Raw genomic sequence first — 25,670 nt, forward strand, 5'->3', positions numbered from 1 at the left:
ACTTTGTCCTGTAATTTTAAACAAAGAAAAATGAAAACAATTTTTATAACAGGTGCTTCTACAGGATTAGGAAAAGCAACTGCTCAATTATTTCAAAACAACGGATGGAGAGTAATCGCTACGATGAGAAACCCCGAAGCAGCGACTGATCTTGCCGCTCTGGAGAATGTAATTGTACTTCCCTTGGATGTTACCAATCCGGAGCAGATAAAATCAACTGCTAAACATGCTATTGAGCTGGGAAATATTGATGTGGTTTACAATAATGCAGGATACGGTCTTATAGGCCCTTTGGAAGCGCTTTCGGATGATCAGATCGTAAAACAGCTTGACACGAATTTATTAGGGGTTATACGCGTTACACAGGCATTTATTCCTTACTTCAGAGAGCAGAAAAAAGGAATGTTCATTTCTACAACGTCTATAGGAGGACTGGTTGCATTTCCGTTAGGCTCCACTTATCACGCTACTAAATGGGCGCTTGAGGGATGGAGTGAGAGTTTAGCTTTTGAGCTTAATACGTTGGGAATTGATATTAAAACAGTTTCTCCAGGTGGAATCAAAACAGATTTTGTAAGCCGTTCTCTGGACTCAGCATCCAGCCCGGCATATGAAGACATGACAAATTCTCTGTTTTCTAAAATGGAAGGAATGATGGAAGCAGCTTCTACACCGGAACAGATTGCAGCAGTGGTGTATGAGGCTGCTACAGACGGTAAAAAACAGCTGAGATATGTAGCCGGAGAAGATGCTAAAGCAATCTATGCACAACGTCTGGAATTAGGTGATGAAGTGTTTAGAGAGCAGTTTGGGAAACAGTTTATTTAATTGGTTTTTTAAAGACAGTATAAAGTAAATCTCATTTATACTGTCTTTTCATTCAATAATTTATAATTTTATATCATGGAAAAGAAAGATAATATTCCTTTGAAAATTTCATCCATATCAGAACTGCACGACATGTTGCAGCTCCCAAAGCCGCTTCATCCGTTGGTAAGCCTTGTGGATAATACGAAAATGAGTATCAGAAAGGATATGCTGAAAAGAAGCTTTATTCTGAATTTTTATAAAATTTCATATAAATATTCAACCACCGGAAAAATGGGCTATGGGCAGGGATATTATGATTTCAATGAAGGAGGAATGATGTTCACTGCACCCGGACAGGTACTTTCCACTGATGAGAATGCAGAATATTGCGGCTATACGTTACTGGTACATCCGGATTTCATCAGAAGTTACCCTTTAGCAAAGAATATTAAGAACTTCGGTTTCTTTTCTTATGATACTAATGAAGCACTACACTTGTCTGATCAGGAAAAAACAACCATAACAGGATTATTGAATAATATTGAAAATGAGCTGAATACTACGATTGATGAAGTAAGTCAGGATGTTATCATTTCTTATATGGATGTTCTTCTCAATTACAGCAACCGCTTTTATAAAAGACAGTTTATTACAAGAAAGGCAGTTAACAGTGATCTGTTGACCAAAATGGATGCTGTGCTTGAAAATTATTTTAATCAGCAGGAAACACTGAATAAAGGGCTCCCTACAGTAGAATTCCTGGCTTCAACACTCAATCTTTCACCTCATTATCTGAGTGATATGCTTCGTAACCTTACAGGACTGAATGCCCAGCAGCATATTCATGAAAAACTGATTGAAAAAGCGAAAGAATATCTTACCACTACAGGTTTTTCCGTGTCTGAAGTAGCCTATGCACTGGGATTTGAACATCCGCAGTCATTCAATAAACTGTTTAAAAAGAAGACTGATAAAACCCCTCTAAGTTACAGACAGTCTTTTAATTAGATAAATATCAGTGCTGTCTAAAGGAATAGGGATGCTTCTGAGAATTTGTTTCAAAGAAAATTATAAAAAATAGACTTGGCAGTATAATATTTTTTCCCATCTGGAATTGATTTTATACTGCCTTTTGTTATTTATAGAGTTTGTTGTTTTTCTTTTATCAGGTTTTCGATTTTAAGCTTTGCTGCATTCCATTCATCATCTAAAATACTGTAATAAGCCGCATTTCTTGTACTGCCGTCGCTGAGAACCTTGTCTTTGCGTAAAACACCCTCAAATACACCCCCGATTTTTTCAATGGCTTTTCTTGATCTGAAATTATTGTCTTTCGTTTTTAATTGTACTCTGTTTGTTTTCAGAATATCAAAACAGAAGGTGAGGAGCAGTAATTTGCATTCAAGGTTGATGGCTGTTCCCCAGAATTCTTTGATAATCCATGTCCATCCTATTTCCAGCTTTCTGTCTGCAGGGTATATTTCAAAAAAGCGAGTGGAGCCGATTAGTTTTCCAGTTTCCTTATGACGGATTACAAACGGATACTGATTTCCGGTTTCTCTTTCTGACAGGGCAAATTCATAGCTTTTATAAAACAGATCTTTATCTGAACAGTCTGTAGGAATCAATTCCCAAAGTTCTTTGTCTGCAGCCGCCGCAAATAATTCTTCAAGATGTTCTTTTTCAAGAGGAATTAATTCAACCGTTTCTCCTTCTAAAATTGTTGGATAGGAAATCCATTTTTCTTTCATGGTTCATTTTTATAGAACGAAATTAATAAAAAATGAAGATCAATGTTCCCAAAACAAAATGATTTTCTACATACTGAAATCTGTATTCTTGCTGATTGGTTAAAATGGAACATAAAAATGACAAAAATGGACTAGATTTTAATAGAGGAGCGTGTTTACCTTTGCAAAAGGAATTTTTATCACCCTGTTATAATGAACGAGAGAGAATCTTTTAATGCAAAAATGCCAACAGCCTGTTTCTTACTTTTCTTTGCCCATGGACTTGTTTTTTCTTCCTGGGCCAGCCGGATTCCTATCATTAAAAATGCACTCTCCATCAATGAAGCAGAATTGGGAACATTATTGCTTCTGATGCCGATAGGACAGCTTTCAACGATGGTTTTGGCCGGAAAACTGATCAGTGTCTATGGAAGCAGCTGGATTATTAAAAGAGTATTTTTACTATATCCTTTTTTTCTTTTACTGATTGGTTTATCACCTTCTTACTGGACGCTGGCGGTTGTTCTGTTCTTCTTTGGCGTTTCAGGGAATATGTGCAATATAGCAATCAATACGCAGGCTATTGAAATAGAATCTATTACCAAGAGATCTCTTCTCTCTTCCTACCATGGAGCCTGGTGTTTTGCTGGTCTTACGGGAGCCGTTGTTGGGTTATTGATGATCAATCTCCATGTAGGAACTTTTTACCATTTTGTTTTTACTTTTATATTTGTTGGGATACTTTGGTTCTATAGCAAAAGGAATCTGACCAATGTTATTCATAAAGCAGAGCCGCAAACCCGGTCAATATTCAAGTTTGTAAATCCAACACTTTTGGGACTGGGAGTTATAGGATTCCTGAGTATGGCAATTGAAGGAGCAATGTTCGACTGGAGCGGGGTGTATTTTCAAACTATAGTTAAAGCACCTGAAAATCTTGTTATACTGGGATATACGAGTTTTATTTTAATGATGACTTTAGGTAGGTTTATCGGGAACAGAATTATAGAAAAGTATGGGAAAAAGATCGTTCTGCAATGCTGTGGTATTCTGATGAGTGGAGGACTTTTTCTAAGTGTTTTCTTTCCGGAATTATGGATTTGTATCATTGCTTTTATGATTATCGGTCTTGGAAGTTCCCTGAGTGTGCCATCCGTTTATAGCACAGTTGGAAAGGTGAGTACGGTAGCACCAAGTATTGCATTATCGTTTGTATCCAGTATCTCATTTTTAGGATTTCTGATGGGGCCGCCTCTTATCGGATATATTGCTGAAAGTTTTGATCTCAGGTATTCATACGGTCTTTTTGCCTGTTTTGGGATTTTACTGGCGGTAATGGCCGGACAGATGAAAGTTTTCAGAAAATAGTAATTTTCTTTTCCTGGATATGAATAAATATATCAAACGGCCCAAATATTACACATATCTGGGCTGTTGACTTTCAATATAGAAGCATTTATAACCAATTTTCTATAAGATGAAGCCACAAAGCCTTTTGGTCATTAAGTAGGAAAATAGCTGATGATGTCCGTTTGTTTGTAGTTTCTCCAGTGATCTGAGTTTCAATATAAGTGGCAAGGCCATGATGATCAGAATGATTTACTTCAATATTTTCCACCTGAATACTGCGTTCCTGAAATTTTCCAAATACAGTTGGAAGCCATTCTTCAAGCATAGATAGAGTAACAGTATCTCCGTTTCCATTAACCATCTTAAAATCTGGAGAGAATCCGGATAATAATTTGTTATAAAGATCTTCCTGATTTTCTGTATTCCCCTGAAACCATTTTTCAATATTTTTGTGAAAACTTTCTATTTCCTCTATAATTTTTTCTGTATTGTTCATATTTAAATGTATAATTTTTTTGTTAGTAAATGTCTTTTAATCAATGATTTTCCTTAATTTTCTTCCTGCTCCTATTCCAATGAGTTGGAAAATACCAATCATTGCTATGGCCACTACAAATGCTTTTGTGAATCCCAGAACAGGTATCAGATTAAAAAATAAAGTTCCAATAATAGCTCCGCCGGTCACACTGCCGATCTGTATCCCTATACTGACCAGACCGGAAGCCTGTCCTGCTTTGTCTTTAGAAACCAGAGAAATCGCAGTACGCATCATAATCGGCATAATGACGCCATGCCCAAATCCGGCAATAAACAAGGCGATATGAGTAAGAATAGAAGGCTTCTGCTGAAAATAGAAGATCACTGCACTCATTACAAAGCCTGTCATCAACAATCCTAATCCTAAGTAGATCATTTTTTTGGTTTTCAGTTTTATTTTTGAAGTCACCAAAGGCCCCAGGAAAAAGGCAAGTCCATAAGGAACTATGGCCAATCCTGTCTGCATTGAGTCCTGATGAAGAAACTGCTGCAAATAGTAAGGGTAACAGATAAATAAACCGGCAGTGAAATTGTAAAAGAAAATAATGATAAGGCTTAATGCAAAAGGTGTATGCTGCAGCAATGCCGGATCTATAAGTATCGGACGGTTTTTTAACAGCTGTTGTTTCTCATATCTTAAAAATGAAATAAGTAATAAAATTCCGGAAAGAATAATCCCGAAAATCCACCATGCCCACTCAAATTTCTGTCCGAAAATAAGAGGGCAGATGAGCATAAGCAAAGCCAGAATTAATAATAAAGCTCCTGTAAAGTCAATGCCTGTTTTTTCTTTCTGATTACCATCGCTCATTGTAAAATGGATACCCAGAATACAAATCACAGTAATAGGTACATTCACAAGAAAGACCATTTCCCATGAAAAATTTCCCCAGTGCATACTGAGAAGAACACCTCCAAGCAATTGCCCAGCGACTGAAGCAAGTCCAAATACAGAACTGAAAAGACTTACCGCTTTAGGCTGTTCCTGACTGCTGAAAAGATCCTTTATTGAAGCCAGTACCTGAGGAGCAAGCAGTGATGCTCCGATTCCTTGAAACATTCTGAAAATGATCAGCCATGTAACATCAGGAGAAAAAGCACAGGCAAGGGATGAAAACAGGAAAGTATATAACCCCGATATAAATACCTTTTTACGGCCATAAATGTCACCCAGCCGTCCACCACAAACAACAAGCGCTGCATAAGTAAGCCCATAAATGGCAATAACCATCTGAAGTTGATGATCACTGGCACTGAATGCTTTTTTGATAGAAGGTAAAGCCATATTGACAATGAAATAATCCAAAGGTGAGAGAAAAGCACCTGCGATGAGAAAATTGAGTGCCTGCCATCGTTTAGGATATGTCTGCATATTTTTTTGTGCAAAAATACCCGCTTTATATTCTGTTAAAATTGTACTTTTGGAGGAAAAATCAGTGTATAATGAAAGGACTGCCACTTGAAGAGATTAATGTAAGAGAAATTAAACTGAAAGAAGAAGAGATCATGTTTAAAACAAAGGCTTTTCTCTCATTCATTTATGTTGTCAAAGGGGAAGGGACGCTTACGTATGATGATCGCAGTATTAATTTTTCACAGGGTAAGCTTTTCATTATCCCACAGCAGGAAGTATACCGTTTTCAAAGTGAAACCGCTCAGCTTATCAGTATTCAGTGTCCGGTTGAGTTTATTGATAAAATCCGGTTGGAAGCAGACCGTATTGAAAGCTGTGAGAATTTGTATAAGCTACAATATATCAGCCATAATTATCACGCAAGGGCTGGCTGTGTCTTCAGGAATAAAAATGATGAACGGTTTGCGGAAACCCTAATTCTGCAGATCATGAATGAGTTCAAAAACAAAGCAGAAGATTATCTTATTATCCGTAACTGTATGTCAATCCTTCTGAATCTGATTGCCCGAAATATCATTCAGAGTGAAACTTCTGACCTTCAGGAAAACCGCAAAGCCTTTTCAATAATGAAGATCATCACTTATATCCAACAGCATATAAAAGATCGTGACAAGACAGGAATTCAGACTATTGCTGATCATTTCGGGATTTCCGGAAATTATTTCGGAGAGTATTTTAAACAGCAGACGGGAGTTTCCTATCAGGATTATCTGTTGGACTATAGATTGAAATTAGTAGAAACTTATCTAAAATATAGCAGCATCCGTTTAAGTGAAATCGCGTATGAACTCCAGTTCAGTGATGAAAGCCACCTTTCCAAACTTTTTAAAAAATATAGAGGAGTAACTCCTGGTGAATATCGGAAAAACTTCAAATAGAACTCTTTTTTATTAAGATTTTTAATTCAGTAAAAAAAAATATAAAGTTAACTATATAGTTAACTTTATATTTTTATATATTTACAGCAAATATATTTCAGATGGATTTTGACTTTATTAAAGAATTAGGATATAAAGCTTTGGATAGCAGACTGAAAAGAATCAGTGACAGGATGTCTCATGATGTCCGGAAGTTTTATAAAGAATTTGGGATTGATGTTGAACCCAATTGGTATCTGGTGTTTATGCTGCTGAAGAAAAAAGGGGAAATTTCAATTACAGATATTGCTGAACCGCTGGGGTATTCGCACCCGTCTGTTGTGGTTATTGTTAAAAAAATGAATGAAAACGGTTATCTCATCATCAAAAAAGACAGTGTGGATAAACGAAAGCAGATTATTTCATTATCTCCAAAAGCCATTGAAATGCTTCCCGAGCTGGAGAAGATCTGGGACAGTTGTGAAAAAGCAATTTTGAAAATATTATCAGAAGATCTGGGAATTTTTACTTATCTGGATCATATTGATCAGGAGCTAAAAGATGAATCTTTCCATCACAGGTTCAAACAGGAATATTTAAAATCAATCAAATCATGAAAGCATTAATTCTCATCACAGCATTTCTTTTTTCCAATCTTATGATTTCGGCAACGGAAACAAAAATCATGATAAGAGCTAAAGCAAGAGATGCTAAATTTATCGGAACTTCATTAGGAGGGGCTCATATCATCATCAGAAACAAGCTTAATCAAAGGATTCTGGCAGAAGGGAACACTACAGGAAGTACCGGGAACACTGACTTGATTATGAAAACACCTAAAGCAAGGGGAAACTCCATTGCAGATGCCCAGACCGGAGGTTTTATAGCGACAATGGATATTGATGAACCTACATTTGTGAATATAGAAGTAATTTCTCCATTGAACAGCAAACAGGCTCAGGCGGTGGTAAGCACAGAGTTGTGGCTGATTCCGGGAAAACATATTTTAGGAGAAGGAATTATCCTTGAAATTCCGGGATATATTATTGATATCCTGAAGCCCAGAACGCATCAATATATTGCTTTGAACAGTATTAAAGACAAACCTTTCCAGTTTCAGGCTAATATTGTCATGATGTGTGGATGTGTCATAGACAAAGGAGGTGTATGGAATTCTGATGAAATAGAAGTGAAAGGAATTCTGAAAAAAGACGGAAAATTTGTAAAGAATATAGACATGTCACTGGTTTCCACCAATCTTTTTGAAGGAAGCCATATCATCAGTTCTCCGGGAAATTATGAACTGGTGCTGTATGCTTATCATGAGAAAACCGGAAATACGGGAGTAGATAAAGTGAACTATGTAGTCTTCGAGTAAATAAAATTACAATATATTTGAATTTAAAGAGATCTTGCAGGATCTCTTTTTTTAATCCTGAATCTTCAGAAAATTAATTATAAAACCTGAAGCTCTCTGAAAACCTCTATAATAGCCTCAATAAGCCCTTTGTCTATAGTTTTTTCCGAAGCAGCATCCGGCAGAAGCGCCCTTAAGTCGCCATGATCATCACGTTCGATAACAACTTCAGTTCCATAGACATCTACATAAAGCTTATATCCATAAGAGTATGTGGCTAGTCTTCCATTGAAAAATAATTCCTGTCCCTTGTATGTTACCGGTACTTCAAATTCTTCCATTGTTGTGAGTTTCTATTTTATGTAAAATCTGGACAAATGTCGGAAAATTATTAGAATTATTTGATGAATTAGCTGTTTGTAGAAATATATTAAAATCAGATATGGGGGTTTTCCCCCTGTATTTAAATTAATATATTTCATTATACTTGCATTTTCATTTAGAAATTATGAGTTTAATGAAACTTTCAGCTGGCTCACTGTGAGAAATTTGAATAAAAACTAAAACCTGAAATTTTAAATATGACAAAAAAGACTGGCTTATCTATCCTAGCATTTTTATTATTTACTTTAGTAGCTTATTATTTCTTTCAAAAAGAAACCGCTTCTATTTACAGCAAATCTGCTGGTGCAGGCTCTTCGGATAACAGCCAAGGACAATTTGTTCCTAAGCAAAATACTGATTATATTGTTGTTACAGAATATTCTGAATCCTGGTTTAACATCCAAAACATTACAATTCTTATTATCGTGTTAATAATTGTCTTTTTAATTGTGAGAAAAATAAGAACCTCCCGAAAATATTAATCCTAAATGTTACGTCCAAACAAACCTTAAAAATGAAAAAAATAGTAACAGTAATTCTCCTTTCACTAGGAATAGCCAGCCTATCAGGACAAAGTAAAAATAATTCTAAAGAAATCGAATTTAAATTCAAAGACAGTAAAAATACGGCATGCTTTGTCTGTAACCATATTTTTGATAAATCCAAGTCTGTTTTATATGTAACCCATGATTCAGATGGATATTGGCAATTTTTATGTGGTGAAGACCATCACACAGAAGATGATATAAAAGTTATTTCATTATTGCAGGCCGTACAATTAGATAACACGATCAATGATCTTTATGAGATGCCTCTAAACGTTGGAGCAGAAAGAAAAAGCATTACTGAAAAATGGGAGCCATTTAAAATGAATGACTAACAATTGAAATGATAAGGGAATGTTTTTAATTGCTTAATAACTATTATGAAATAAGAATAAACGAATTACCTTTGAATATGAAAAATACAGTCACTCTTTTCTGGTTCAGACGTGATTTGAGGTTAGAAGATAATGTGGGACTTCACCACGCACTTCAATCTGAAGCTCCTGTAATACCCATTTTTATATTTGATACCGATATTCTTGGAAAGCTGGAAGATAAAGAAGACCGCAGGGTTGATTATATTCATCAGGCTTTGACAGGTGTCAATATTTCATTACAAAAATATCATTCAGGAGTTAACACCTATTACGGAAAGCCAATAGAAATATTCCAAAAATTATCTGAAGAATATCATATTGAAAGTGTTTTCTGTAACCGGGATTATGAACCTCAGGCCATTGAAAGAGATAAAGAAATCTATTATTTTTTCAAAGAAAAAAATATTCCTTTTAAAGCCTATAAAGATCAGGTCATTTTTGATAAAGACCAGATTGTTAAAAAAGATGGTTCTCCATATACTGTTTACACCCCTTTTGCAAAGAAATGGCGCGAGGCATTAACTCCGGAACATTATAAATCTGTAGAATTAAACTTTAAAAATCTCTTTCCACAGGAATATTCAGACATAATTGCCTTAAAAGAGATTGGTTTCAGGAAAACAGATTTTGATTTTATAAAGCCTGTTCTGGATGCTTCCATAATAGATGATTACGATAAATACCGTGATTATCCGGCCTTACAGCATACCACACAACTCGGAATTGCTTTACGGTTTGGGACAATCAGTATCAGGAGATGTGTGGACTTTGCATTGAATAATAATGCGACATGGCTTTCAGAATTGATCTGGCGTGAGTTTTTTATGCAGATTTTATATCATTATCCACAGGTAGTCCATCAATCCTTTAAAAAGCAGTATGATACTATCAACTGGCGGAACAATGAAGAAGAATTTAAACACTGGTGCGAAGGAACTACAGGATATCCCATTGTAGATGCCGGAATGAGACAGCTTAATCAGACAGGCTATATGCATAACCGAGTGCGAATGATTGTGGCGAGTTTCTTATGTAAGCATTTACTGATCGACTGGCGTTGGGGAGAAGCCTATTTTGCCCTAAAACTGAATGATTATGATCTCTCTGCCAACAATGGAAACTGGCAATGGGCGGCAGGCAGCGGTTGTGATGCAGCTCCTTATTTCAGGGTTTTTAATCCGACAGCTCAGGCTGAGAAATTTGATAAAGATATGCTTTATATCAAAAAATGGCTTCCTGAATGGAATACACCTGCATATCCAGCACCAATAGTAGAACATGCTTTTGCCCGTGAAAGAGCTTTAACCGAATACAAAAAAGCCCTGACATAAAACATCTTAGGCAAAAATGCCCGGCAACAAAACGTCACCAGGCATCAACCAAATATTTAATATGAAAATTAAATCGTTTTCAGATACAGTTCCTGTAATTCCTGTGCGGTAAAAGCTTTGGAAGGTAGGTTCTGTACAAGTTCTCCCTGCTTCATAATCCCGATATTGGTGGCTACACTTACGGCATTGAAAATATCATGAGTAGCCATTAGAACAGTTCTGCCTTCTTTACCGAGCTGGCGCACGATTTCTGTAAATTCTGCTGTAGCTATGGGATCCAGTCCGCTGGTGGGCTCATCCAAGAGCAATACCTTAGCATCTTTGGCGAGGGCAATAGCAATACCTACTTTCTGGCGCATCCCTTTGGAATAGCCTCCCAGTGCTTTCTCATGGGCAGCTTCCTGTAATCCGGTGCGCTGAAGTAATGCAGATAATTCTTCTTTCTGATAATCAAACCCTGCAATTTTGGAGAAAAAATCAAGATTCTCTATTCCTGTAAGATGAGGATATAAAAGAACGGTTTCAGGGATATAAGCCAGATGTTTTTTAATTTTTTGAGGCTGGTCTTTTACAGAAATATCATTAATGAAAGCATCTCCGGAAGTAGCCTTAATAAGCCCAAGAAGAATATTGATTGTTGTACTTTTTCCGGCCCCGTTTTGTCCTAGAAGAGCAAAAATTTCCCCTTTCTTTACTTCAAGATTAAGAGAATGAAGGGCTGTAAAATCGTTGTATTTTTTATGTAAGTTGATTGTTTTTAACATAGTTTTCTGTATTTGTTTTGTGAAAGGATCATGAATAAGGCAATAAAGATGAGGTAAGGCAGAAATAGCTGAAACCATTTCAAATGTTCAGACAAACTGAATACCTGTATAGTCTGCTGTGCCCAGTTGATAGATTCGGCATTCTTTCCCGAGAAAATAAGCGGGTAGAAGAACAAACGTTTTTTCTCATGAAATTTTTTGAGTGAAGAAGCATACTGCAGCTGATTACTCATGTCAGTTTTCGCCAGGTGACTCTCGGTGAGCTGGGTATGAAGATTTGGTAAGAGATAGCCTAAATAAGTTGCTGCCTGATTTCGTTTCTGCATTTTTTCGGTGTACAGTTCTGCAGATTTCGCAGACTCCAGATCTCCCATATGCTGCATGGCATAATACCAGGTCCAGGTAAAAGCATCATTTTCTTCTACGGTAAAATTTCTGTATTGAGGATATACCTTATAGAATTTTTCCATAGTAGGACGTTTGGTTTCATCCCATTTGTTATGATATCCCTCTCTCTGTTCCATAACCGCTTTAAGGGATTCATGAACAGGATACATCTTTTGGATCAGAATATTACTGCTCATCGGAATGATAAAATTGATGCTGACCCATACAATGAGAAGAATCAATGCATTCTGAGCTGATGATTTCCGGAAAGAAATAACCCATCTGCACAGTGCAAACCAAAACAGGATATAAAGCCATCCACTGATTGTAAACGCAATATAATAAAGGTCTAAAGGTATTTTAATCCAAACGGAAGCGATAATCATCAGAGCCAGATACACAGCCGTTACAGCACACAGCCGTATAAGTATTTTATGATCCAAAAGCTTTTGTAAATTACCACTTTGAACTGAAAGCAGCTTCCAGGTTCCTCTTTCTTCTTCCTCAGAAATAAGATTATAACAAAAGGCGACAATCACCAAAGGGAAAAGAAATATAATCACAAAACTGAAATCGAAATTTCCGACAGCAGCATTGGCAGGATTATAGAAATCAGAATTATAACGCTGTTCTTCAAGATTCCGGATGGTTACCCCCTGGATAGAAGGATGCAGATCACGCATTCCGATATTTAAAGCAGCCAGTCTGGGAGTTTCATTCACCAGATTAAATTTAATATAATAAAGAACCAATCCCAGATCATCTTTATGAAACTTCGTGTTTCTTTCAATGCTTTCTTTCTGGAATGCTCCGCTTTTAGAAATAATATCTTCATTCCGGTCCAGAAATTTCTTTCCAGTATAAATAGCCATAATTCCGGCTATGAACAAAAATAACAATGCAATAATGTAGGCTTTGTTACGGTAAAATTGGATATATAAATAACGATTCATCTAAATTAATTTTAATTTTCTTCCACTTATTTCAATTGCAGCGATACACATTGCTAACCAAAGAAGCAAAGCAACAGCAGGTATTGACTGTTCTTTCAGGCTGTCCGAAACAGCAGTATACTGGTAATTAAAGTCCGGGAACTTCTTCCAGTTGTCTTTACCAATCACAGCAGGCGGTCCTCCTTTTTCCGGTTTTATATTGCTGATGTGCTTAATCTGCAGATCATTTAAATGCTGAGCCATCTGATAGCGGTACTCTTCAGCCTGTTTTTGAAATTGAGTATAAGAGAAGAAATCAGTGCCCGTTGCAATCATTGAAAAGTTTTTAACAGCAATGGCAGGATTGATTAATCCCGAAATATCAGTAAGATTCTGTTGTCTGGAGTAAATGGCTTGCAGTTCTTTTTGATGTCTGATATAGATCTTGGAGCTTATTTTTTCCCCTTCCTTCATCACAAATCCACCATAGTTGAAAGGAAGTTCATTCGTTGTTTTTACATTATAATGAGCAAGTAAAGAATCTTTAATTTTCTTAAAATGAGGATCGTCAGGATTGTGGCTGTCTCCCGATTTTAAAATATCCTTTTCCAGACTGGTTTCAAAAGCAATACGGGAAGGAGCCGGATATAAATTCTGGGCTGCAAACTGAACTCCTTTAGGCAAAACAATAATGAAAAGAAGCCAGAACCCGATAAGGCTGATCAGTGCTGAAGATGTACTTTTACTGTTCGCAGAAACAATAACCGTTAAGGAGCTGATGAAAAAATAATACATCATATAAGCAGGCAACAGCAATGACAAACGAGTCAAGATATCAGCAGAATCCGTAGTTTCTGACATCCATGCAGCCACGAAAACAAAAGGAATTACCGGAATCAGGAAGCATAAAGAAAACAGCCAGAGTCCCAGAACTTTTCCCCAGATAATAGTTCTTCCTGAAGCGCCCTGTACACTAATGATTTTTAAAGTGGCGTTCTCACGTTCCTGTACTATTAATCCAAACCCTAAAAAAAGAATAATCATCGGAACAATACTCTGCAGAATAAAAGCACTGCTGAAAGCCCCGAATCTCACCAAAGTGCCTGAACTTCCAGCTTCCGAAAGATTGGCAGTATTCTGCTTATGTGCCTCAAGAAATATAACATTTCCAAGATAATCATCTAATCCATTGTCAAAAATATTAAGAGGATGCCCGATTCTGAAAACCAGATAACCGTAATGAGCCATGCGGTGCGGATGCTTATCTGGCCTGTGTTCCCAGTGTTCCCGAACTTCTTCCCGATATTCTTTTATTTTTGAAAAAGAATCGGTGTATTTTGTAAACCCTATACCGATGCTCAGCATACAGAAGAGGAGTACCGTGATAGTGATAAGCAGGTTCTGTTTCCCTTTAAGCAGATCCCGCCAGGTCTTTCTCACAATCAGTTGTAAGTTTGAAATAGCCATAATTTAAAATTTATAAGTAGCAGTTAGTAAATAGTTTCTTGGTGTTCCCGGAAATAATCTTAGATAATTCTGAGCCCCGATCCAGTAGACCTTATTGGCAATATTATTCAGGTTAAAAGCCAGCTGAACAGATTTTGCAGGAGTATAATATAATGCCGCATCTATGGTAGTATATGCCGGAAGCTCGAAACTTCTTGTAAACCACGGCACTTTTGAACTCTGATAAAGCATTCCCGCTCCAATTCCAAAATCTTTTATCAGTTCTATGGTTGAAAAGTTGTAGCGTGTCCAGACATTGAAAGAATTTTTAGAAGTATTTTCTTTCCTTTTCCCCACAAGATCAGGATTCGTATCATCCAGTATTTTAGCATCAATATAGCTGTAACCTCCGTAAATATGCCATTGAGGAAGAATATGTCCCGAAAGCTCAGCTTCAAATCCACGGCTTCGGTCGGCACCTCTCTGGACAAGTTCATCCGGTTCCGAAGGATTATTGGCATTGATTAAAATATTTCTCTGATTGATCTCATACACAGCAAGATTCAATGAAATTTTTCCAAAAAGCAGTGCTTTCATTCCCAGTTCTTTAAGATCTGACGTCAAAGGTTTAAATCTGGCAGCAGACCCTGTAAGGCTGGAAGTATTGGGCATTAATGTTACCGTATTGGATTGTGGCTGGAATCCGGTAAGGTAAGTTCCGTAAAAATTGATGTCATCTGTAAGACTATAGGTTATTCCAAATCTGTACAGAAGTTTATTATTCCGGAATGAGGACTCATTGGATTCTTTGAAATTGGTAATGTCCTGAAACCATTCCTGACGTATTCCCGATAGGATTTTGAACTTTTTCCATGTGAAAAAATGCTGAATATAAGCAGCGTGTGTAGTGGTAAGAGCAGAAGGGAGAGAAGTTATGACATTCAGCGTATTAAAATCATTACCCTGATAATTTTCTGCACCCGGATTAAGATCAAACGGAGTGACGTTGGGTTTAGGAATGAGTGTTCCGTTGTAATTGAAAGTCTGGTAATCAGCAGCATTGGCAGGTTTGTAAGAAGCTGCTACAGAACCATCCTTTAAAAGAAAGCCTCTTGCAGCATTTTGCTGTCCGCCTTTTCGTTTTTCCCAAATTTGGTTGTCATAGCCAATTAAAGCCTGATGCTGAACAGCACCTGTTTTGAATTTAAAATTAAAATAAGCATTGATATTGTCTGTTGCCCAGTTTTGTTTTCTTTGTACAAACTGCATCATCGCAAGGCTTGAAACCGGTTTGTTATCCATATCAGGGACAAAAGAATTGGTGGTCCGGTGTTCCTGCAAATTTTCTCTCCAGTATTGCTTCATATAAGAGGCATTAAAGCTGATAGCTTCGTTAAAATGGTGGGCAATACTTCCCATTATAATCAGTTCCCTTGTTTTAAAAAAATCATTGGGCGCTCCCAGATTCAAAGATCTTGGCGTACTGTACAAATCTGTTTTTCCTGCAACAGCACCAAAAATAGGCTGCCCTCTGTCCAGATTTCCATACAAATCATTGAAAATCATTTCTACATTCACAGATGTTTTTTCATTCGGAACAAACGTGATGGAAGGAGAGATTAAAATACCGCTGTTTTTAACATGATCCCTGAATGACTGAGCATTTTGATAAGCGCCGTTAAAACGATAGAGCAAGGTTTTACTCTTATTTAAAGGGCCTGTAAGATCTGTGGTGACACGGTAAGTATCAAAACTGCCTCCTGATGAGCTGATTTCGTGACGGGAAGTTGACAGCGGTTTTTTGGTAACCATATTAATTGTTCCTCCAGGATCTACGCTGGACATTGTAATGCTTGCAGGACCTTTGAAGATTTCTACACGTTCGATATTGGAGGTCATGGGCTGTAGAAAATAATACTGTCTTGTTCGCATTCCATTGATGATCTGACCTTCTTCATTTTGACTGATTCCCCGGATGTTGTATTGGTTGTAATAACTGGAAGGAGAAACTCCGTTCACATTTTTCATAACATCTCCAAGCTGAAAAGCCTGGCGGTCCGTGATCAGTTCCTTGGTAACCGTATTAAGGGTTAAAGGCAGGTCTTTGTTTTTCATGGCAATCTTTGTGGCAGCGAAAGAGTAGTCGGAGGTATAATCTTTAGACTTTCTTCCGATGATTTCAACCGTTTGTACCACTGTAGATAATGAATCTTCAGAACGGGACTGAGCATGCAGAAAAGAGGATGCGGTAATGAAACTTACACTTAAAAGTTTCACAGAATTTGGGGAAATACAATGAATTATTCCCGAATAATTAAAATTACTGGTAATCATGAATAAGGATGTACGGGCAGTGAGAATGCCCATTAATAAAAGGATATCTCTAGTGGTGTGAAAACACAGGTATCCACGGAATAGCAGTACAGACTAAAAAATCTGTATACGAAAAATAACAGCAGTATAAATTAAGCTGTCGCGAAAAATGAGGATGGGGGAGCCCTGGAGCTGAAGAAATCGAGAAGACAACGGTATGAAATGGCTTTTGGTTGAGGCATTTCGCTGTCATTCGTACTGTTGATGGCAAAATCCATGTCCAAAGGTTCTGGAAGGAGAACATTGTTCATATGCATATGAAGCGCACACTGACATTCGTCGTCCTGTGAGAACGTAGGAATTTTCTCTTCTTTAGACCCTTTTTTATAGATCACTTTACTTTTCGAGTGATTAGCATGATCAAGGCATGTGCTTACACCGCTGACATTAGAAACAAATATCAGAAGTAAAGAGAAAACAAAAAAGACTCTGAGAAATTTTTGCATAATAGAAAAACAAAAGTACAATTTAATTTGATAAAAACTGAATAATGAAGAAAAAGTAACAGATATTTTTTCAAGCTGTGATTTTAAATCCAATGTTTTTATCGCCCGCTGAACGGATGAAATAATTTCGTATCGGTATGATCCAGATCATATTTTGTGAGAGAAACAACTTATTATATTTGGCCCATTGAAATTTCATATTTCTGACAAATTACAGTATAACCTTCCGATGATTCGGGAGGTTTTTTTGGTTTTATATTAAGTTTATAAGTTACAGCCTCAATAAATTCAGAGATTGAGCAAATTCAACAAACATCCGCTAACAAGCCGAAGGTAAACAGCAAACAAAAAATACCGAGACCTTACAGCATAAAAAAGAAAGTCAGTACTTAAAGGACAATAATAACACCCGATAAAAATAGGGGTTTTTCCTCACTGTTTTGGGATTTACAATTTTAATTTTGCTGAACAACATTAAACTAAATAAATGAAAACATCACAAAAAGGAATCAACCTGATTGTATCATTTGAAGGTTTCAGCGCTAAGCCTTATCTGGACTCTGCAGGAATTCCGACAATAGGGTATGGTAACACTTATTATCCGGGAGGGAAGAAAGTAAACATGACAGATCCTGCAATCACAAAAGAACAAGGAGTAGAATTATTTGCTGCAGTCCTGCCAACTTATGAAAAGATAGTGAACTCAAAAGTGAAAATAACACTTAATCAAAATCAATTTGATGCTTTGGTTTCTCATGCTTATAATACCGGAGGGTCCGATACTTTATTTTCTCTGATCAATAGAAGAGCTGCTGATGCAGAAATTAGAGGTTGGTTTACAAAAAGATATATTACAGCAGGAGGGAAAGTTTTAAATGGTCTTATCCGTAGAAGAAAGGCGGAGAGTGATTTGTTTTTTTTTAAATAAAAAACCCCACATAACAGCGGGGATTGTTTTTCTTAGTAATTAAAGAATTCTGAAAACTTACTTTTTAGTAATTCATCAACAAATCTTGAGTAAGAAGCACTATAATCATTTGTATCAAATTCTGGTTCAAACATGAATTGCATTAATCCGGGTATGTATGTCAGAGTTAATTTTTTAAACCCTCCATTATCTATACTTTTTAAATATTCCATTAGCTCTTCTATGTTGAATCGGTTGTCTACAGATTCACCCATTACAATGAATATTCTATCCATAAATATTTTGTTTATATAAAGATACGAAGAAAATCACCTCGTCCATTTTGGGTAAATAAATGATATGAAAACCCCACCTAATAGTGGGGAAGTGTTTATTTAGTAGGAGTATTTTCTGATATAAATCTTAATGTTGAAGCTTGGATTGATAAAAGATGATTTATTTCGTTAAGCTGAGTTGGAGGTATTGTACCTTGCATATTAATCAATCTTAAAAGTTCTTGATTTATAGCCTGATTTTGCTGAAGAGCTTGAGAAATCATTCTCAATAATTCGTTTTGATTGTCCATGGAAAATAAAATTTTGTTAAATCACTAATATACAAACAATCCAAACTCACGCCTTACGGTTTCCCGTAGACTTATCACTACAGTCATATCCGTAAATTCCCTTATCATTAAATTTTAAGATTGTGAATAATTCAAATGAGTTGAAAAGAGACATTTTTTTACCTCCTAATGCATAGGAGGTTTTTTGCTGGGAAAGCCTTAAATATGCTGAATATGTAGCCCCAACGGATGATTTCTCGAATCTTTTTAATGAAGATTTATTGAAAATAGAAAGTATATATGAATTATTTTTAGTCATGACCTATTGATATTTACACATTGTTTTTTACGGATTCTTTGTAATTGCTTGATATATAGTTCAACAGGATGGAGCAGGATACTCAATATTGGTTTTGTGGATAGATTAGTTAATACAAAATTAATATTTATGAAAAATAAATCTTTATTGTTTAAGCCAGCTCTTAAATCTTTATTGTTTTGTGGATTAGCATTATCCGTAGTTGATTTGAGTGCTCAGACATTGGCATTTCCGGAAGCAACCGGTTTTGGAAGATATACTACGGGAGCAAGAGGGGCGGCAAATCCTCAGATCTATCTGGTTACCAACTTAAATGACAGCGGCCCAGGTTCATTCCGTGATGCGGTAAGTCAGCCGGGTAGGTTTGTTATATTTAAAGTGGGAGGTATTGTTAACTTACAATCGATTGTTGCTGTGGCGGCTAACACCACAATTGCCGGACAAACTGCTCCCGGAGAAGGAATTGTCTTTTTGGGACCCAGAGTATCATTTACAGGGGCCAATAATACGATTGCCAGATATCTTCGTATCCGTTATGGCGGGACATCTCAAAATCAGGACGCATCAGGGATAGCCAACGGAGCAAATATCATCTTAGATCATATGACTTTTACCTGGGGTACAGACGAAGTATTCTCGGTTAACTGGGATAACAACGGAACAAGTCCCGATAATATAACGATTCAGAATTCTATTATAGGACAAGGAATGCACCGTCATAATCATTCTGCGGGAGGATTAATGCAGCCTCCACCAGGGGGGAAGATCAGCTTAATCGGGAATTTATATATCTGTAATAAAACCCGTAATAATAAAATAAAAGGAATCAACGAGTTTGTCAATAATGTAGTTTACAACTGGGGTAATTATGGAAATACCTATGGCCACACCCAATCCGGGGAGGCATACATCATGGGAGGAGATTCGGCAGGAAGCTCTTTTGCCAATATCATCAACAATTATTTTATCGGAGGCCCTAATACAAGCACTACGGTTACCACACCTTTTAGCGTAGGAAATGCCAATTTCAATTTATATGGTTCCGGTAATTATTTTGACAATAATAAAAATGGAGTATTAGATGGAGCCGCAGTTCCTCAAAGCTTAATGGGTTACCCTGTGGGAGATCCGGCCGCTATAATGGCTACTCCGTATGATTATCCGATGAAAACTCCTGCATTAACTGCTCAGGAGGCATACAGTAATATTGTTACAAGTGTGGGAGCATCATATCCAAGACGTGATCAGGTAGATGGTCTGATGATTTCAGATTTAATGTCGAAAGGTACAACAGCTACTTATGTGTATGTACAAACTGATTTAACAGCCCAATTTGGTTTTACTAATGGTGGTGCAGGGCACGTTTACGGTGCGCCGGCTCCTCTGGATACGGACAATGACGGGATGCCTGATGCATGGGAAACGGCCAATGGACTAAATCCAAACGTTTTTGATGCTTTGGCAGTAAGCACAACACATGCTCCGTATCTGAATATTGAGGTTTATATCAATAGTTTACCCAATACAGTTCCTCCGGATTTCATTATTCCGCCTACAAATGTGAATTTTACCAATACAATCACAACTACAGGAACTTCACCTTCAAGCTCTTTAACTGTTAATTGGAACGATAATGCGACAAATGAAACTCATTATATTGTAGAACGTTCTTCCGATGGTACCAATTTTACGGTCATTGCAACCTTGGGGGCGAATGCAACAAGTTATAATGAAATCGGTTTAACACCTGATACTCAATATTATTACAGAGTTAAAGCAACAAATGCGACAGAATCTTCAGTTTACACATCAAATGCATCAGTAACCACACCACCAATCCCGTCAGCTCCTACAAAAGCAAATAACCCGGTTCCTTCAACTGGCAATAATAATGTTGAGTTGAACGGTGGAAACCTGCTTTTAAAATGGAATGGTAGCCCAAATACAACAACGTATACAGTTTATTTAGGAACAGACCCTTCAAATTTAAGCACTATTGCAACTGTACCTTATTCTGCTGTACCATCATACCAGCTTAATAATTTAAACCCGGCAATAATTTACTATTGGAGAATTAATGCGTCCAATGCTCTTGGCACTGCTGTGGGAGATGTATGGAATTTCCGTGCATTGGCTCCGGGTATTGTCGGCAACTGGCCATTCGCGGAAGCTCCTTCCGCTGGTGAACAAATTGCAGACATAACGTCTTTTGCTAATCATGGAGTATTAGATACAGCTTACGACAATGCCAATGTAAGAATACTGGGAAAAGAAAACAACGCCCTTGATCTGGCTACGTCGTCCGGTAATATGTACATCGCCAGTATTCCTCATCAGAATCATATTTTATTTGATAATCATTCGTTTACTGTTTCTTTTTGGATGAAGGCAAAAGTCAGTATGATACCATCGTCTTCATCTGCAAGTCTTTATGTATTATGTAAAGGTTCTTTCACTAAAAATACGGCAACAGGAGCCACAGGGAAACGTTTTAATATAGAAATTAAAGGAGGCCAGCTGCGATATGCTATTGACGATGACATTACGAAAAAAGAAATTACATCACCTATTGCCAATTATTTTACTGGTAACTGGGTACATGTTGTGATTCAGAGGGATATTGCTGCGCATAAAATGAGAATTTACACCAATGGTGCTTTAATCACTGAAGGAGATGAAACTTCGGTTACAGGGATTGGTGAAGCAAGTGATCTGATCATCGGGAATATAGGTGAGCTTGAGTTTTTATCAACCGCGAATGCTCCGGCTCCCTATAAAGGAGCATTCGATGAACTTAGGTTGTACAATTATGCTTTATCTCCGACAGAAATATATACTTTGTATAATCAGGACGTGTTGGGTAATGATGAATTCAGCATCAGCAAAAATGTTGGAACGGTATATCCGAATCCTGCAAAAGACAAGATTTTTATTAAGCTTCCCGAATATAAAAAATCCAGTTTAACAGCAACTATTATTGATCTGACAGGAAAAATCATTGTCAAAGAAAAGATTAATGCTGATGAAAGTGGAACCTTTACATTAAATATTGCAGACAAAAAAACCTCAGGAAACTATATTCTTAATGTTTCAGGAAAAGATTTGAATAGTAATTTTAAAATTATTATTAAATAAAAGGGGTACCAAAGTTTAATTTCATTCCTATTCAAAAAAAAGTCCTTTCAAGTTATTTTGAAAGGATTTTCTTTAATTGTAAATAGTATTTCAAATATTTTTCTAAATCAACCTGTTAGATTTAAAATTTGATTATTTTTTTGATGTTCATTAGAAACTTATCATTATTTTTGATTTTTACAACTCAATTGAATAATTATGTTCAGATCAAAATTTTTAATTTTCGGATTTACTTGTGCAATCGTTTGCATTGATTCTTTTCTGAAAGCACAAAATTCTATTCAGGTAAAAAATACATTGAATTTTTCAAGAAATGAAATCGTTTCAATACCTGTTTCTCAATTAGCTCCTTTTCTAAGTAGAAACAGTGAATCTGACCTCAGGATAAAAGATAGTGGTAAAAACATTCTGCCCATCCAATGGATCGACTATGATGGGGACGGAAAAAATGACGAATTGCTTTTTCAGGTGAATATTGAAGCCAAAAAAGCAAATACTTATGCTATTATTGCAGATGCTACAATTCCAATTCCTGAAAGCAAAACTTCAACATATTCAAGATTAGTTCCTGAAAGAGCAGACGATTATGCGTGGGAAAATAATAAAATAGCATTCCGTGTTTATGGCCCGAAAGGTCAGAAAGAAGCACTGGAAGGGATAAAAGGTAGCACGCTATCCAGTGGAGTTGATATCTGGCTGAAAAGAACAGACAAACCAGTGATCAACAAATGGTATAAGGGCTATCTGACCGATCCGATGTACTATCACAAAGATACGAGAGGCGAAGGGTATGATCCTTATCAGGTTGGAGACAGCCGCGGAACAGGTGGAATCGGGATTTGGGTGAATGAAAAGCTCCAGGTGTCACAAAATTTTGTAAGTTCTAAAACCATTGCGGAAGGTCCTTTAAGAACGGTTTTTGAATTAACTTACAATCCGTGGAGTGAATTCGGAGTAAAAGAAACAAAACGGATTTCCCTTGATCTGGGTTCCAATTTTTCAAAATTTGAATCCAGTTTCCAGGCTGAAAAGCAGGTTCCGAATTATACAATCGGAATTACCCTGCATAAAAACGAAGGTGAAACAAAACTGAACGACAAAAGCGGATATTATTTACACTGGGAAAAAATTGATGATGCTTTTGTAGGTGAAGGAATTGTAGTAGATCCTGAAATTGTTGAAAAATCTGTTGCCTTTAAATCCGAAACCCCGGACCAGAGCAACCTGTTAGTTGTGACAAAACCTCAAAATAAGCTGATTTATTATGCCGGATTTGCATGGCAGAAAAGCGGGCAGATTCAGACACAAAAAGATTGGGAAGCTCTATTGCAAAAACAATCTCAGATAATTGCAAACCCATTAATGATTAAAGTTAAATAATGATGAAATTAAAACTTTCAGCAGCTGTCTTTTCCTTAACAACAGCCGTTCTTTCTGCTCAGATTAAAGATACTTTAGCCGAAAAAATGCTGGTATATCAGCTTCCCATTGGCGGGTGGGGCAAGCAGCTGGACGATAAATCTGTAGTGAATTATAATTTACCGCTCGATAAGGATCTTTTGAAAAAGATAAAGGCAACGGGTGACGATCATGCAACCATTGATAATAATGCAACGTCAAGGGAAATTAACGCCTTAATAAAAGCATATTCCACCACAAAAAATCCTGAATATCTGAAATCTGCAGAGAAAGGAATTAGTTATCTTCTTTTAATGCAGTATAAAAACGGAGGTTTCCCACAATATTATCCTAATTCCGGATTGTACAGAAAGCAGGTGACCTACAATGACAATGCGATGATTAACGCTTTGACGGTTTTGTATAATGTGGCGGAAGGGAAAAATGATTTTGATGTTGTTGATTCTAAATTAAAGGAAAAATCAAAAATAGCCGTACAAAAAGGAATTGAATGCATCTTGAAAACTCAGGTTTTACAAAAGGGAAACCCAACAATCTGGGGCGATCAGTACAACGAAATCACGCTTCAGCCAGATAAAGCAAGAGCTTTTGAACCGATTTCTCTGGCAACAGGAGAATCTGTAGGAATTATAAGATTTTTAATGCTGCAGCCCGTAACTCCGGAAGTTGAAAAATCGATAAAATCTGCTGTAAAATGGTTTAAGCAAAATAAAATTGAAGGCTACAGCTACAATGTCTCAAAAGTAAACGGAAAAGCTGTCCGGACTTTGGCAGAGGATAAAAATTCTGTAATCTGGGCAAGATTTTATGATATTAATAGTAACAAACCTCTTTTCGGTGACCGTGACGGAAGCGTAAAATACAATTATAACGAGGTTTCTGAAGAAAGAAGAAACGGCTACAGCTGGTTTGGAGATTTTGCCGATAAGCTGATCAATAAAGAATATCCAAAATGGCTTGAGAAAAATAAAATTTCTGAATAACAATTTCAGATTATAAAAAAGACTGAGAATTTCTCAGTCTTTCTTGTTCTAATTTATTGACTAAAATTATAATGAATTACAAATATTTCCTGTTAATGTTGCTCCTGCATTGGCTGTTACGTCAGACTTTACAGAAGATAAGGACAGCATCGGGATGGTATAAGGAGGAGTAAATGCCGTACCGCTTCCTGCTGTGTTTCCGGTAACGTTGGTAAATGTATTGTTGGAAGTAACCGTAACTGCTGTGTAACCACTCATCAGGTTAATAGGCTCTTTTACATTCTCAAAAACGTTTCCATCGACACGGATATTCGCCTGAACTCCTGCTGCAATACATTTGTTGCTTACAGAACTGTTGAAATAGCTGTTAACAACATGTATTTTACCAAATCTCACTCTCGGCATACGCTCTCTGCATCCCGGAGCCCACCAGCAGCGAACGAATGTTACATTCAGTTTTCCTGCATCTGCTGTTGCCCCGTCACTAGATCCGATAAGGTTGGAGAATCTGTGGTCGTCTGTTCCGCCTGAACCGCCAGGTTTCGGAGCTTTCAGATAATGAAATTTCGTATAAGAAACTGTAACGAAGTCGGATTTGTTTTTAATGTCAAAATTCCCGTCTACACCGTCTCTGAATTCACAATGGTCTATCCATACATTTCTGCAGTCATCTAAAATGGCATTGTCCCAGCCGTCTGTATCATAAGCTCCCGGACCTTCGAAAATCAGGTTTCTGATCACGATATTGTTGCATCGTTTAATATTGATAATTCCTGATCCGCTTGCAGTCTGATCCGTAGAAACCAATTTAGCACCGCTTGTCCCGTAAAGCGTTTTTCCTGTTTGATCCTGCAGCGATAAACGAGTTGTAATGGTGATGGTTCCTGTCACTTTAATGACTTTTACTGCTGTGTTTTCGATCGCAGCTTTTAATTGTGCATAGGTGGCCACGGTAGTTTCAGCGGCTGTTCCTCCACCTGTTGTTCCACCGTTTTGAGAAGCCCATCCCGGGGCCACACAGTTTGCTAAAGGAACTACGGCCTTGGCAGCGAGTTTGTTTCCGATACTAAGTTCGTTTGGTTTTTCCGCTAAATCTGTTTTAATGTCTTCCTGCGCGCAACCAGTCAGGGCAAAGGTAGAGCTTAGAGCTACCATAAGAAAGGCAGCTTTAAATGTTGTTTTCATAGTAATGATTTATGTTATTTGATTCGGTTGTAAAATTATATTTTTTATATTTAAATGTTTTATATTTTAATATATTAATATTTATATAATTATAATGTTATTAATTTAATTTATTCA

Annotated in this window: 26 protein-coding genes; 13 read left to right on the top strand and 13 right to left on the bottom strand. The window is 36.9% G+C overall.

Going from position 1 to position 25,670, the window contains the following annotated elements:
• Nucleotides 1–30 precede the first annotated feature (30 nt).
• Both FW780_RS01015 and FW780_RS01020 read left to right on the top strand, forming a co-directional pair.
• Nucleotides 31–828 carry an SDR family oxidoreductase gene (locus FW780_RS01015; protein WP_149831801.1) on the top strand — a complete coding sequence of 266 codons (798 nt, stop codon included), beginning with the start codon at nucleotides 31–33 and terminating at the stop codon, nucleotides 826–828.
• Nucleotides 829–903: 75 nt separating this feature from the next.
• Nucleotides 904–1,818 carry a helix-turn-helix domain-containing protein gene (locus tag FW780_RS01020; RefSeq protein ID WP_149831802.1) on the top strand — a complete coding sequence of 305 codons (915 nt, stop codon included), beginning with the start codon at nucleotides 904–906 and terminating at the stop codon, nucleotides 1,816–1,818.
• Between the two features lie 131 nt (nucleotides 1,819–1,949).
• On the opposite strand, the gene FW780_RS01025 is transcribed toward FW780_RS01020, so the two are convergent.
• Nucleotides 1,950–2,561 (bottom strand): GNAT family N-acetyltransferase, encoded by a 612-nt coding sequence (locus FW780_RS01025; RefSeq protein ID WP_149831803.1) that lies wholly within the window; start codon nucleotides 2,559–2,561, stop codon nucleotides 1,950–1,952.
• Between the two features lie 192 nt (nucleotides 2,562–2,753).
• On the opposite strand from FW780_RS01025, the gene FW780_RS01030 reads away from it, so the two are divergent.
• On the top strand, nucleotides 2,754–3,908 hold the full coding sequence (locus tag FW780_RS01030; RefSeq protein WP_149831804.1) for an MFS transporter: 1,155 nt from the start codon (nucleotides 2,754–2,756) through the stop codon (nucleotides 3,906–3,908).
• An 88-nt stretch (nucleotides 3,909–3,996) separates the two neighbouring features.
• Here FW780_RS01030 and FW780_RS01035 read toward each other — a convergent pair whose 3' ends face one another.
• Nucleotides 3,997–4,386 (bottom strand): hypothetical protein, encoded by a 390-nt coding sequence (locus FW780_RS01035; RefSeq protein WP_149831805.1) that lies wholly within the window; start codon nucleotides 4,384–4,386, stop codon nucleotides 3,997–3,999.
• Between the two features lie 36 nt (nucleotides 4,387–4,422).
• Complete coding sequence (locus FW780_RS01040) at nucleotides 4,423–5,799, bottom strand: MFS transporter (RefSeq protein ID WP_149831806.1); 1,377 nt, start codon at nucleotides 5,797–5,799, stop codon at nucleotides 4,423–4,425.
• Between the two features lie 71 nt (nucleotides 5,800–5,870).
• On the opposite strand from FW780_RS01040, the gene FW780_RS01045 reads away from it, so the two are divergent.
• The 3 genes from FW780_RS01045 to FW780_RS01055 all read left to right on the top strand — a co-directional run bounded on the left by FW780_RS01045 (nucleotide 5,871) and on the right by FW780_RS01055 (nucleotide 8,076).
• A complete protein-coding gene (locus tag FW780_RS01045; protein WP_149831807.1) occupies nucleotides 5,871–6,719 on the top strand; it encodes an AraC family transcriptional regulator in 849 nt (282 codons plus the stop codon).
• Between the two features lie 101 nt (nucleotides 6,720–6,820).
• Nucleotides 6,821–7,315 carry a MarR family winged helix-turn-helix transcriptional regulator gene (locus tag FW780_RS01050; RefSeq protein ID WP_149831808.1) on the top strand — a complete coding sequence of 165 codons (495 nt, stop codon included), beginning with the start codon at nucleotides 6,821–6,823 and terminating at the stop codon, nucleotides 7,313–7,315.
• A complete protein-coding gene (locus tag FW780_RS01055; protein WP_149831809.1) occupies nucleotides 7,312–8,076 on the top strand; it encodes a hypothetical protein in 765 nt (254 codons plus the stop codon). Before FW780_RS01050 ends, FW780_RS01055 begins: the two co-directional genes overlap by 4 nt.
• 77 nt (nucleotides 8,077–8,153) lie before the next feature.
• Here FW780_RS01055 and FW780_RS01060 read toward each other — a convergent pair whose 3' ends face one another.
• The gene (locus tag FW780_RS01060) at nucleotides 8,154–8,396 is read right to left on the bottom strand and encodes a hypothetical protein (protein WP_149831810.1); all 243 of its coding nucleotides are present in this window, start codon (nucleotides 8,394–8,396) and stop codon (nucleotides 8,154–8,156) included.
• A gap of 240 nt (nucleotides 8,397–8,636) precedes the next feature.
• On the opposite strand from FW780_RS01060, the gene FW780_RS01065 reads away from it, so the two are divergent.
• The 3 genes from FW780_RS01065 (at nucleotide 8,637) to FW780_RS01075 (ending at nucleotide 10,692) form a co-directional block, all read left to right on the top strand.
• A complete protein-coding gene (locus FW780_RS01065; RefSeq protein ID WP_149831811.1) occupies nucleotides 8,637–8,921 on the top strand; it encodes a hypothetical protein in 285 nt (94 codons plus the stop codon).
• A 32-nt stretch (nucleotides 8,922–8,953) separates the two neighbouring features.
• The gene (locus FW780_RS01070) at nucleotides 8,954–9,319 is read left to right on the top strand and encodes a hypothetical protein (RefSeq protein ID WP_241676816.1); all 366 of its coding nucleotides are present in this window, start codon (nucleotides 8,954–8,956) and stop codon (nucleotides 9,317–9,319) included.
• Between the two features lie 77 nt (nucleotides 9,320–9,396).
• Nucleotides 9,397–10,692, top strand: a complete 1,296-nt coding sequence (locus FW780_RS01075; RefSeq protein WP_149831812.1) for a cryptochrome/photolyase family protein — start codon at nucleotides 9,397–9,399, stop codon at nucleotides 10,690–10,692.
• A 68-nt stretch (nucleotides 10,693–10,760) separates the two neighbouring features.
• On the opposite strand, the gene FW780_RS01080 is transcribed toward FW780_RS01075, so the two are convergent.
• From FW780_RS01080 to FW780_RS01100, 5 genes are all read right to left on the bottom strand, one after another.
• Entirely contained in the window at nucleotides 10,761–11,456 is a 696-nt protein-coding gene (locus tag FW780_RS01080; protein WP_149831813.1) for an ABC transporter ATP-binding protein, read from the bottom strand.
• Nucleotides 11,450–12,796, bottom strand: coding sequence for a DUF3526 domain-containing protein (locus tag FW780_RS01085; RefSeq protein WP_149831814.1), 1,347 nt, complete (start codon nucleotides 12,794–12,796; stop codon nucleotides 11,450–11,452). Before FW780_RS01085 ends, FW780_RS01080 begins: the two co-directional genes overlap by 7 nt.
• Nucleotides 12,797–14,242 carry an ABC transporter permease gene (locus FW780_RS01090; protein ID WP_149831815.1) on the bottom strand — a complete coding sequence of 482 codons (1,446 nt, stop codon included), beginning with the start codon at nucleotides 14,240–14,242 and terminating at the stop codon, nucleotides 12,797–12,799. It abuts the gene before it with no gap.
• A gap of 3 nt (nucleotides 14,243–14,245) precedes the next feature.
• Nucleotides 14,246–16,498 (bottom strand): TonB-dependent siderophore receptor, encoded by a 2,253-nt coding sequence (locus FW780_RS01095; RefSeq protein WP_241676817.1) that lies wholly within the window; start codon nucleotides 16,496–16,498, stop codon nucleotides 14,246–14,248.
• Between the two features lie 188 nt (nucleotides 16,499–16,686).
• Nucleotides 16,687–17,040 (bottom strand): hypothetical protein, encoded by a 354-nt coding sequence (locus FW780_RS01100; RefSeq protein ID WP_149831817.1) that lies wholly within the window; start codon nucleotides 17,038–17,040, stop codon nucleotides 16,687–16,689.
• A gap of 487 nt (nucleotides 17,041–17,527) precedes the next feature.
• Here FW780_RS01100 and FW780_RS01105 point away from each other — a divergent pair, with 487 nt between their 5' ends.
• A complete protein-coding gene (locus FW780_RS01105; RefSeq protein WP_149831818.1) occupies nucleotides 17,528–17,968 on the top strand; it encodes a lysozyme in 441 nt (146 codons plus the stop codon).
• A 32-nt stretch (nucleotides 17,969–18,000) separates the two neighbouring features.
• Here the strand turns inward: FW780_RS01105 and FW780_RS01110 are convergent, their stop codons facing one another.
• The 3 genes from FW780_RS01110 to FW780_RS01120 form a co-directional block, all read right to left on the bottom strand.
• Nucleotides 18,001–18,243 (bottom strand): hypothetical protein, encoded by a 243-nt coding sequence (locus FW780_RS01110; protein WP_149831819.1) that lies wholly within the window; start codon nucleotides 18,241–18,243, stop codon nucleotides 18,001–18,003.
• Between the two features lie 95 nt (nucleotides 18,244–18,338).
• A complete protein-coding gene (locus tag FW780_RS01115; RefSeq protein ID WP_149831820.1) occupies nucleotides 18,339–18,533 on the bottom strand; it encodes a hypothetical protein in 195 nt (64 codons plus the stop codon).
• Nucleotides 18,534–18,579: 46 nt separating this feature from the next.
• Complete coding sequence (locus tag FW780_RS01120; protein WP_149831821.1) at nucleotides 18,580–18,831, bottom strand: hypothetical protein; 252 nt, start codon at nucleotides 18,829–18,831, stop codon at nucleotides 18,580–18,582.
• A 129-nt stretch (nucleotides 18,832–18,960) separates the two neighbouring features.
• Between FW780_RS01120 and FW780_RS01125 the strand changes: the two genes are divergently transcribed.
• The 3 genes from FW780_RS01125 (at nucleotide 18,961) to pelA (ending at nucleotide 24,368) form a co-directional block, all read left to right on the top strand.
• On the top strand, nucleotides 18,961–21,966 hold the full coding sequence (locus tag FW780_RS01125) for a LamG-like jellyroll fold domain-containing protein (RefSeq protein ID WP_149831822.1): 3,006 nt from the start codon (nucleotides 18,961–18,963) through the stop codon (nucleotides 21,964–21,966).
• Between the two features lie 198 nt (nucleotides 21,967–22,164).
• Nucleotides 22,165–23,346: a DUF4861 domain-containing protein gene (locus FW780_RS01130; RefSeq protein ID WP_142716626.1), complete on the top strand. Its 1,182-nt coding sequence runs from the start codon at nucleotides 22,165–22,167 to the stop codon at nucleotides 23,344–23,346.
• Nucleotides 23,346–24,368: a pectate lyase gene (gene pelA, locus FW780_RS01135; protein ID WP_241676818.1), complete on the top strand. Its 1,023-nt coding sequence runs from the start codon at nucleotides 23,346–23,348 to the stop codon at nucleotides 24,366–24,368. The genes FW780_RS01130 and pelA overlap by 1 nt, the downstream gene beginning before the upstream one ends.
• A gap of 66 nt (nucleotides 24,369–24,434) precedes the next feature.
• Here the strand turns inward: pelA and FW780_RS01140 are convergent, their stop codons facing one another.
• Nucleotides 24,435–25,553 carry a pectate lyase family protein gene (locus tag FW780_RS01140; protein WP_149831823.1) on the bottom strand — a complete coding sequence of 373 codons (1,119 nt, stop codon included), beginning with the start codon at nucleotides 25,551–25,553 and terminating at the stop codon, nucleotides 24,435–24,437.
• Between the last annotated feature and the right edge of the window lie 117 nt (nucleotides 25,554–25,670).

The sequence above is a fragment of the Chryseobacterium sediminis genome, from assembly GCF_008386505.1.
GTDB classification, from domain to species: Bacteria; Bacteroidota; Bacteroidia; order Flavobacteriales; family Weeksellaceae; genus Chryseobacterium; species Chryseobacterium sediminis.

Bases quoted from the DNA above. Each gene is read 5' to 3' on its own strand.
- FW780_RS01015 (WP_149831801.1), top strand. From the start codon at position 31: ATGAAAACAATTTTTATAACAGGTGCTTCTACAGGATTAGGAAAAGCA.
- FW780_RS01020 (WP_149831802.1), top strand. From the start codon at position 904: ATGGAAAAGAAAGATAATATTCCTTTGAAAATTTCATCCATATCAGAA.
- FW780_RS01025 (WP_149831803.1), bottom strand. From the start codon at position 2,561: ATGAAAGAAAAATGGATTTCCTATCCAACAATTTTAGAAGGAGAAACG.
- FW780_RS01030 (WP_149831804.1), top strand. From the start codon at position 2,754: ATGAACGAGAGAGAATCTTTTAATGCAAAAATGCCAACAGCCTGTTTC.
- FW780_RS01035 (WP_149831805.1), bottom strand. From the start codon at position 4,386: ATGAACAATACAGAAAAAATTATAGAGGAAATAGAAAGTTTTCACAAA.
- FW780_RS01040 (WP_149831806.1), bottom strand. From the start codon at position 5,799: ATGCAGACATATCCTAAACGATGGCAGGCACTCAATTTTCTCATCGCA.
- FW780_RS01045 (WP_149831807.1), top strand. From the start codon at position 5,871: ATGAAAGGACTGCCACTTGAAGAGATTAATGTAAGAGAAATTAAACTG.
- FW780_RS01050 (WP_149831808.1), top strand. From the start codon at position 6,821: ATGGATTTTGACTTTATTAAAGAATTAGGATATAAAGCTTTGGATAGC.
- FW780_RS01055 (WP_149831809.1), top strand. From the start codon at position 7,312: ATGAAAGCATTAATTCTCATCACAGCATTTCTTTTTTCCAATCTTATG.
- FW780_RS01060 (WP_149831810.1), bottom strand. From the start codon at position 8,396: ATGGAAGAATTTGAAGTACCGGTAACATACAAGGGACAGGAATTATTT.
- FW780_RS01065 (WP_149831811.1), top strand. From the start codon at position 8,637: ATGACAAAAAAGACTGGCTTATCTATCCTAGCATTTTTATTATTTACT.
- FW780_RS01070 (WP_241676816.1), top strand. From the start codon at position 8,954: ATGAAAAAAATAGTAACAGTAATTCTCCTTTCACTAGGAATAGCCAGC.
- FW780_RS01075 (WP_149831812.1), top strand. From the start codon at position 9,397: ATGAAAAATACAGTCACTCTTTTCTGGTTCAGACGTGATTTGAGGTTA.
- FW780_RS01080 (WP_149831813.1), bottom strand. From the start codon at position 11,456: ATGTTAAAAACAATCAACTTACATAAAAAATACAACGATTTTACAGCC.
- FW780_RS01085 (WP_149831814.1), bottom strand. From the start codon at position 12,796: ATGAATCGTTATTTATATATCCAATTTTACCGTAACAAAGCCTACATT.
- FW780_RS01090 (WP_149831815.1), bottom strand. From the start codon at position 14,242: ATGGCTATTTCAAACTTACAACTGATTGTGAGAAAGACCTGGCGGGAT.
- FW780_RS01100 (WP_149831817.1), bottom strand. From the start codon at position 17,040: ATGCAAAAATTTCTCAGAGTCTTTTTTGTTTTCTCTTTACTTCTGATA.
- FW780_RS01105 (WP_149831818.1), top strand. From the start codon at position 17,528: ATGAAAACATCACAAAAAGGAATCAACCTGATTGTATCATTTGAAGGT.
- FW780_RS01110 (WP_149831819.1), bottom strand. From the start codon at position 18,243: ATGGATAGAATATTCATTGTAATGGGTGAATCTGTAGACAACCGATTC.
- FW780_RS01115 (WP_149831820.1), bottom strand. From the start codon at position 18,533: ATGGACAATCAAAACGAATTATTGAGAATGATTTCTCAAGCTCTTCAG.
- FW780_RS01120 (WP_149831821.1), bottom strand. From the start codon at position 18,831: ATGACTAAAAATAATTCATATATACTTTCTATTTTCAATAAATCTTCA.
- FW780_RS01125 (WP_149831822.1), top strand. From the start codon at position 18,961: ATGAAAAATAAATCTTTATTGTTTAAGCCAGCTCTTAAATCTTTATTG.
- FW780_RS01130 (WP_142716626.1), top strand. From the start codon at position 22,165: ATGTTCAGATCAAAATTTTTAATTTTCGGATTTACTTGTGCAATCGTT.
- pelA (WP_241676818.1), top strand. From the start codon at position 23,346: ATGATGAAATTAAAACTTTCAGCAGCTGTCTTTTCCTTAACAACAGCC.
- FW780_RS01140 (WP_149831823.1), bottom strand. From the start codon at position 25,553: ATGAAAACAACATTTAAAGCTGCCTTTCTTATGGTAGCTCTAAGCTCT.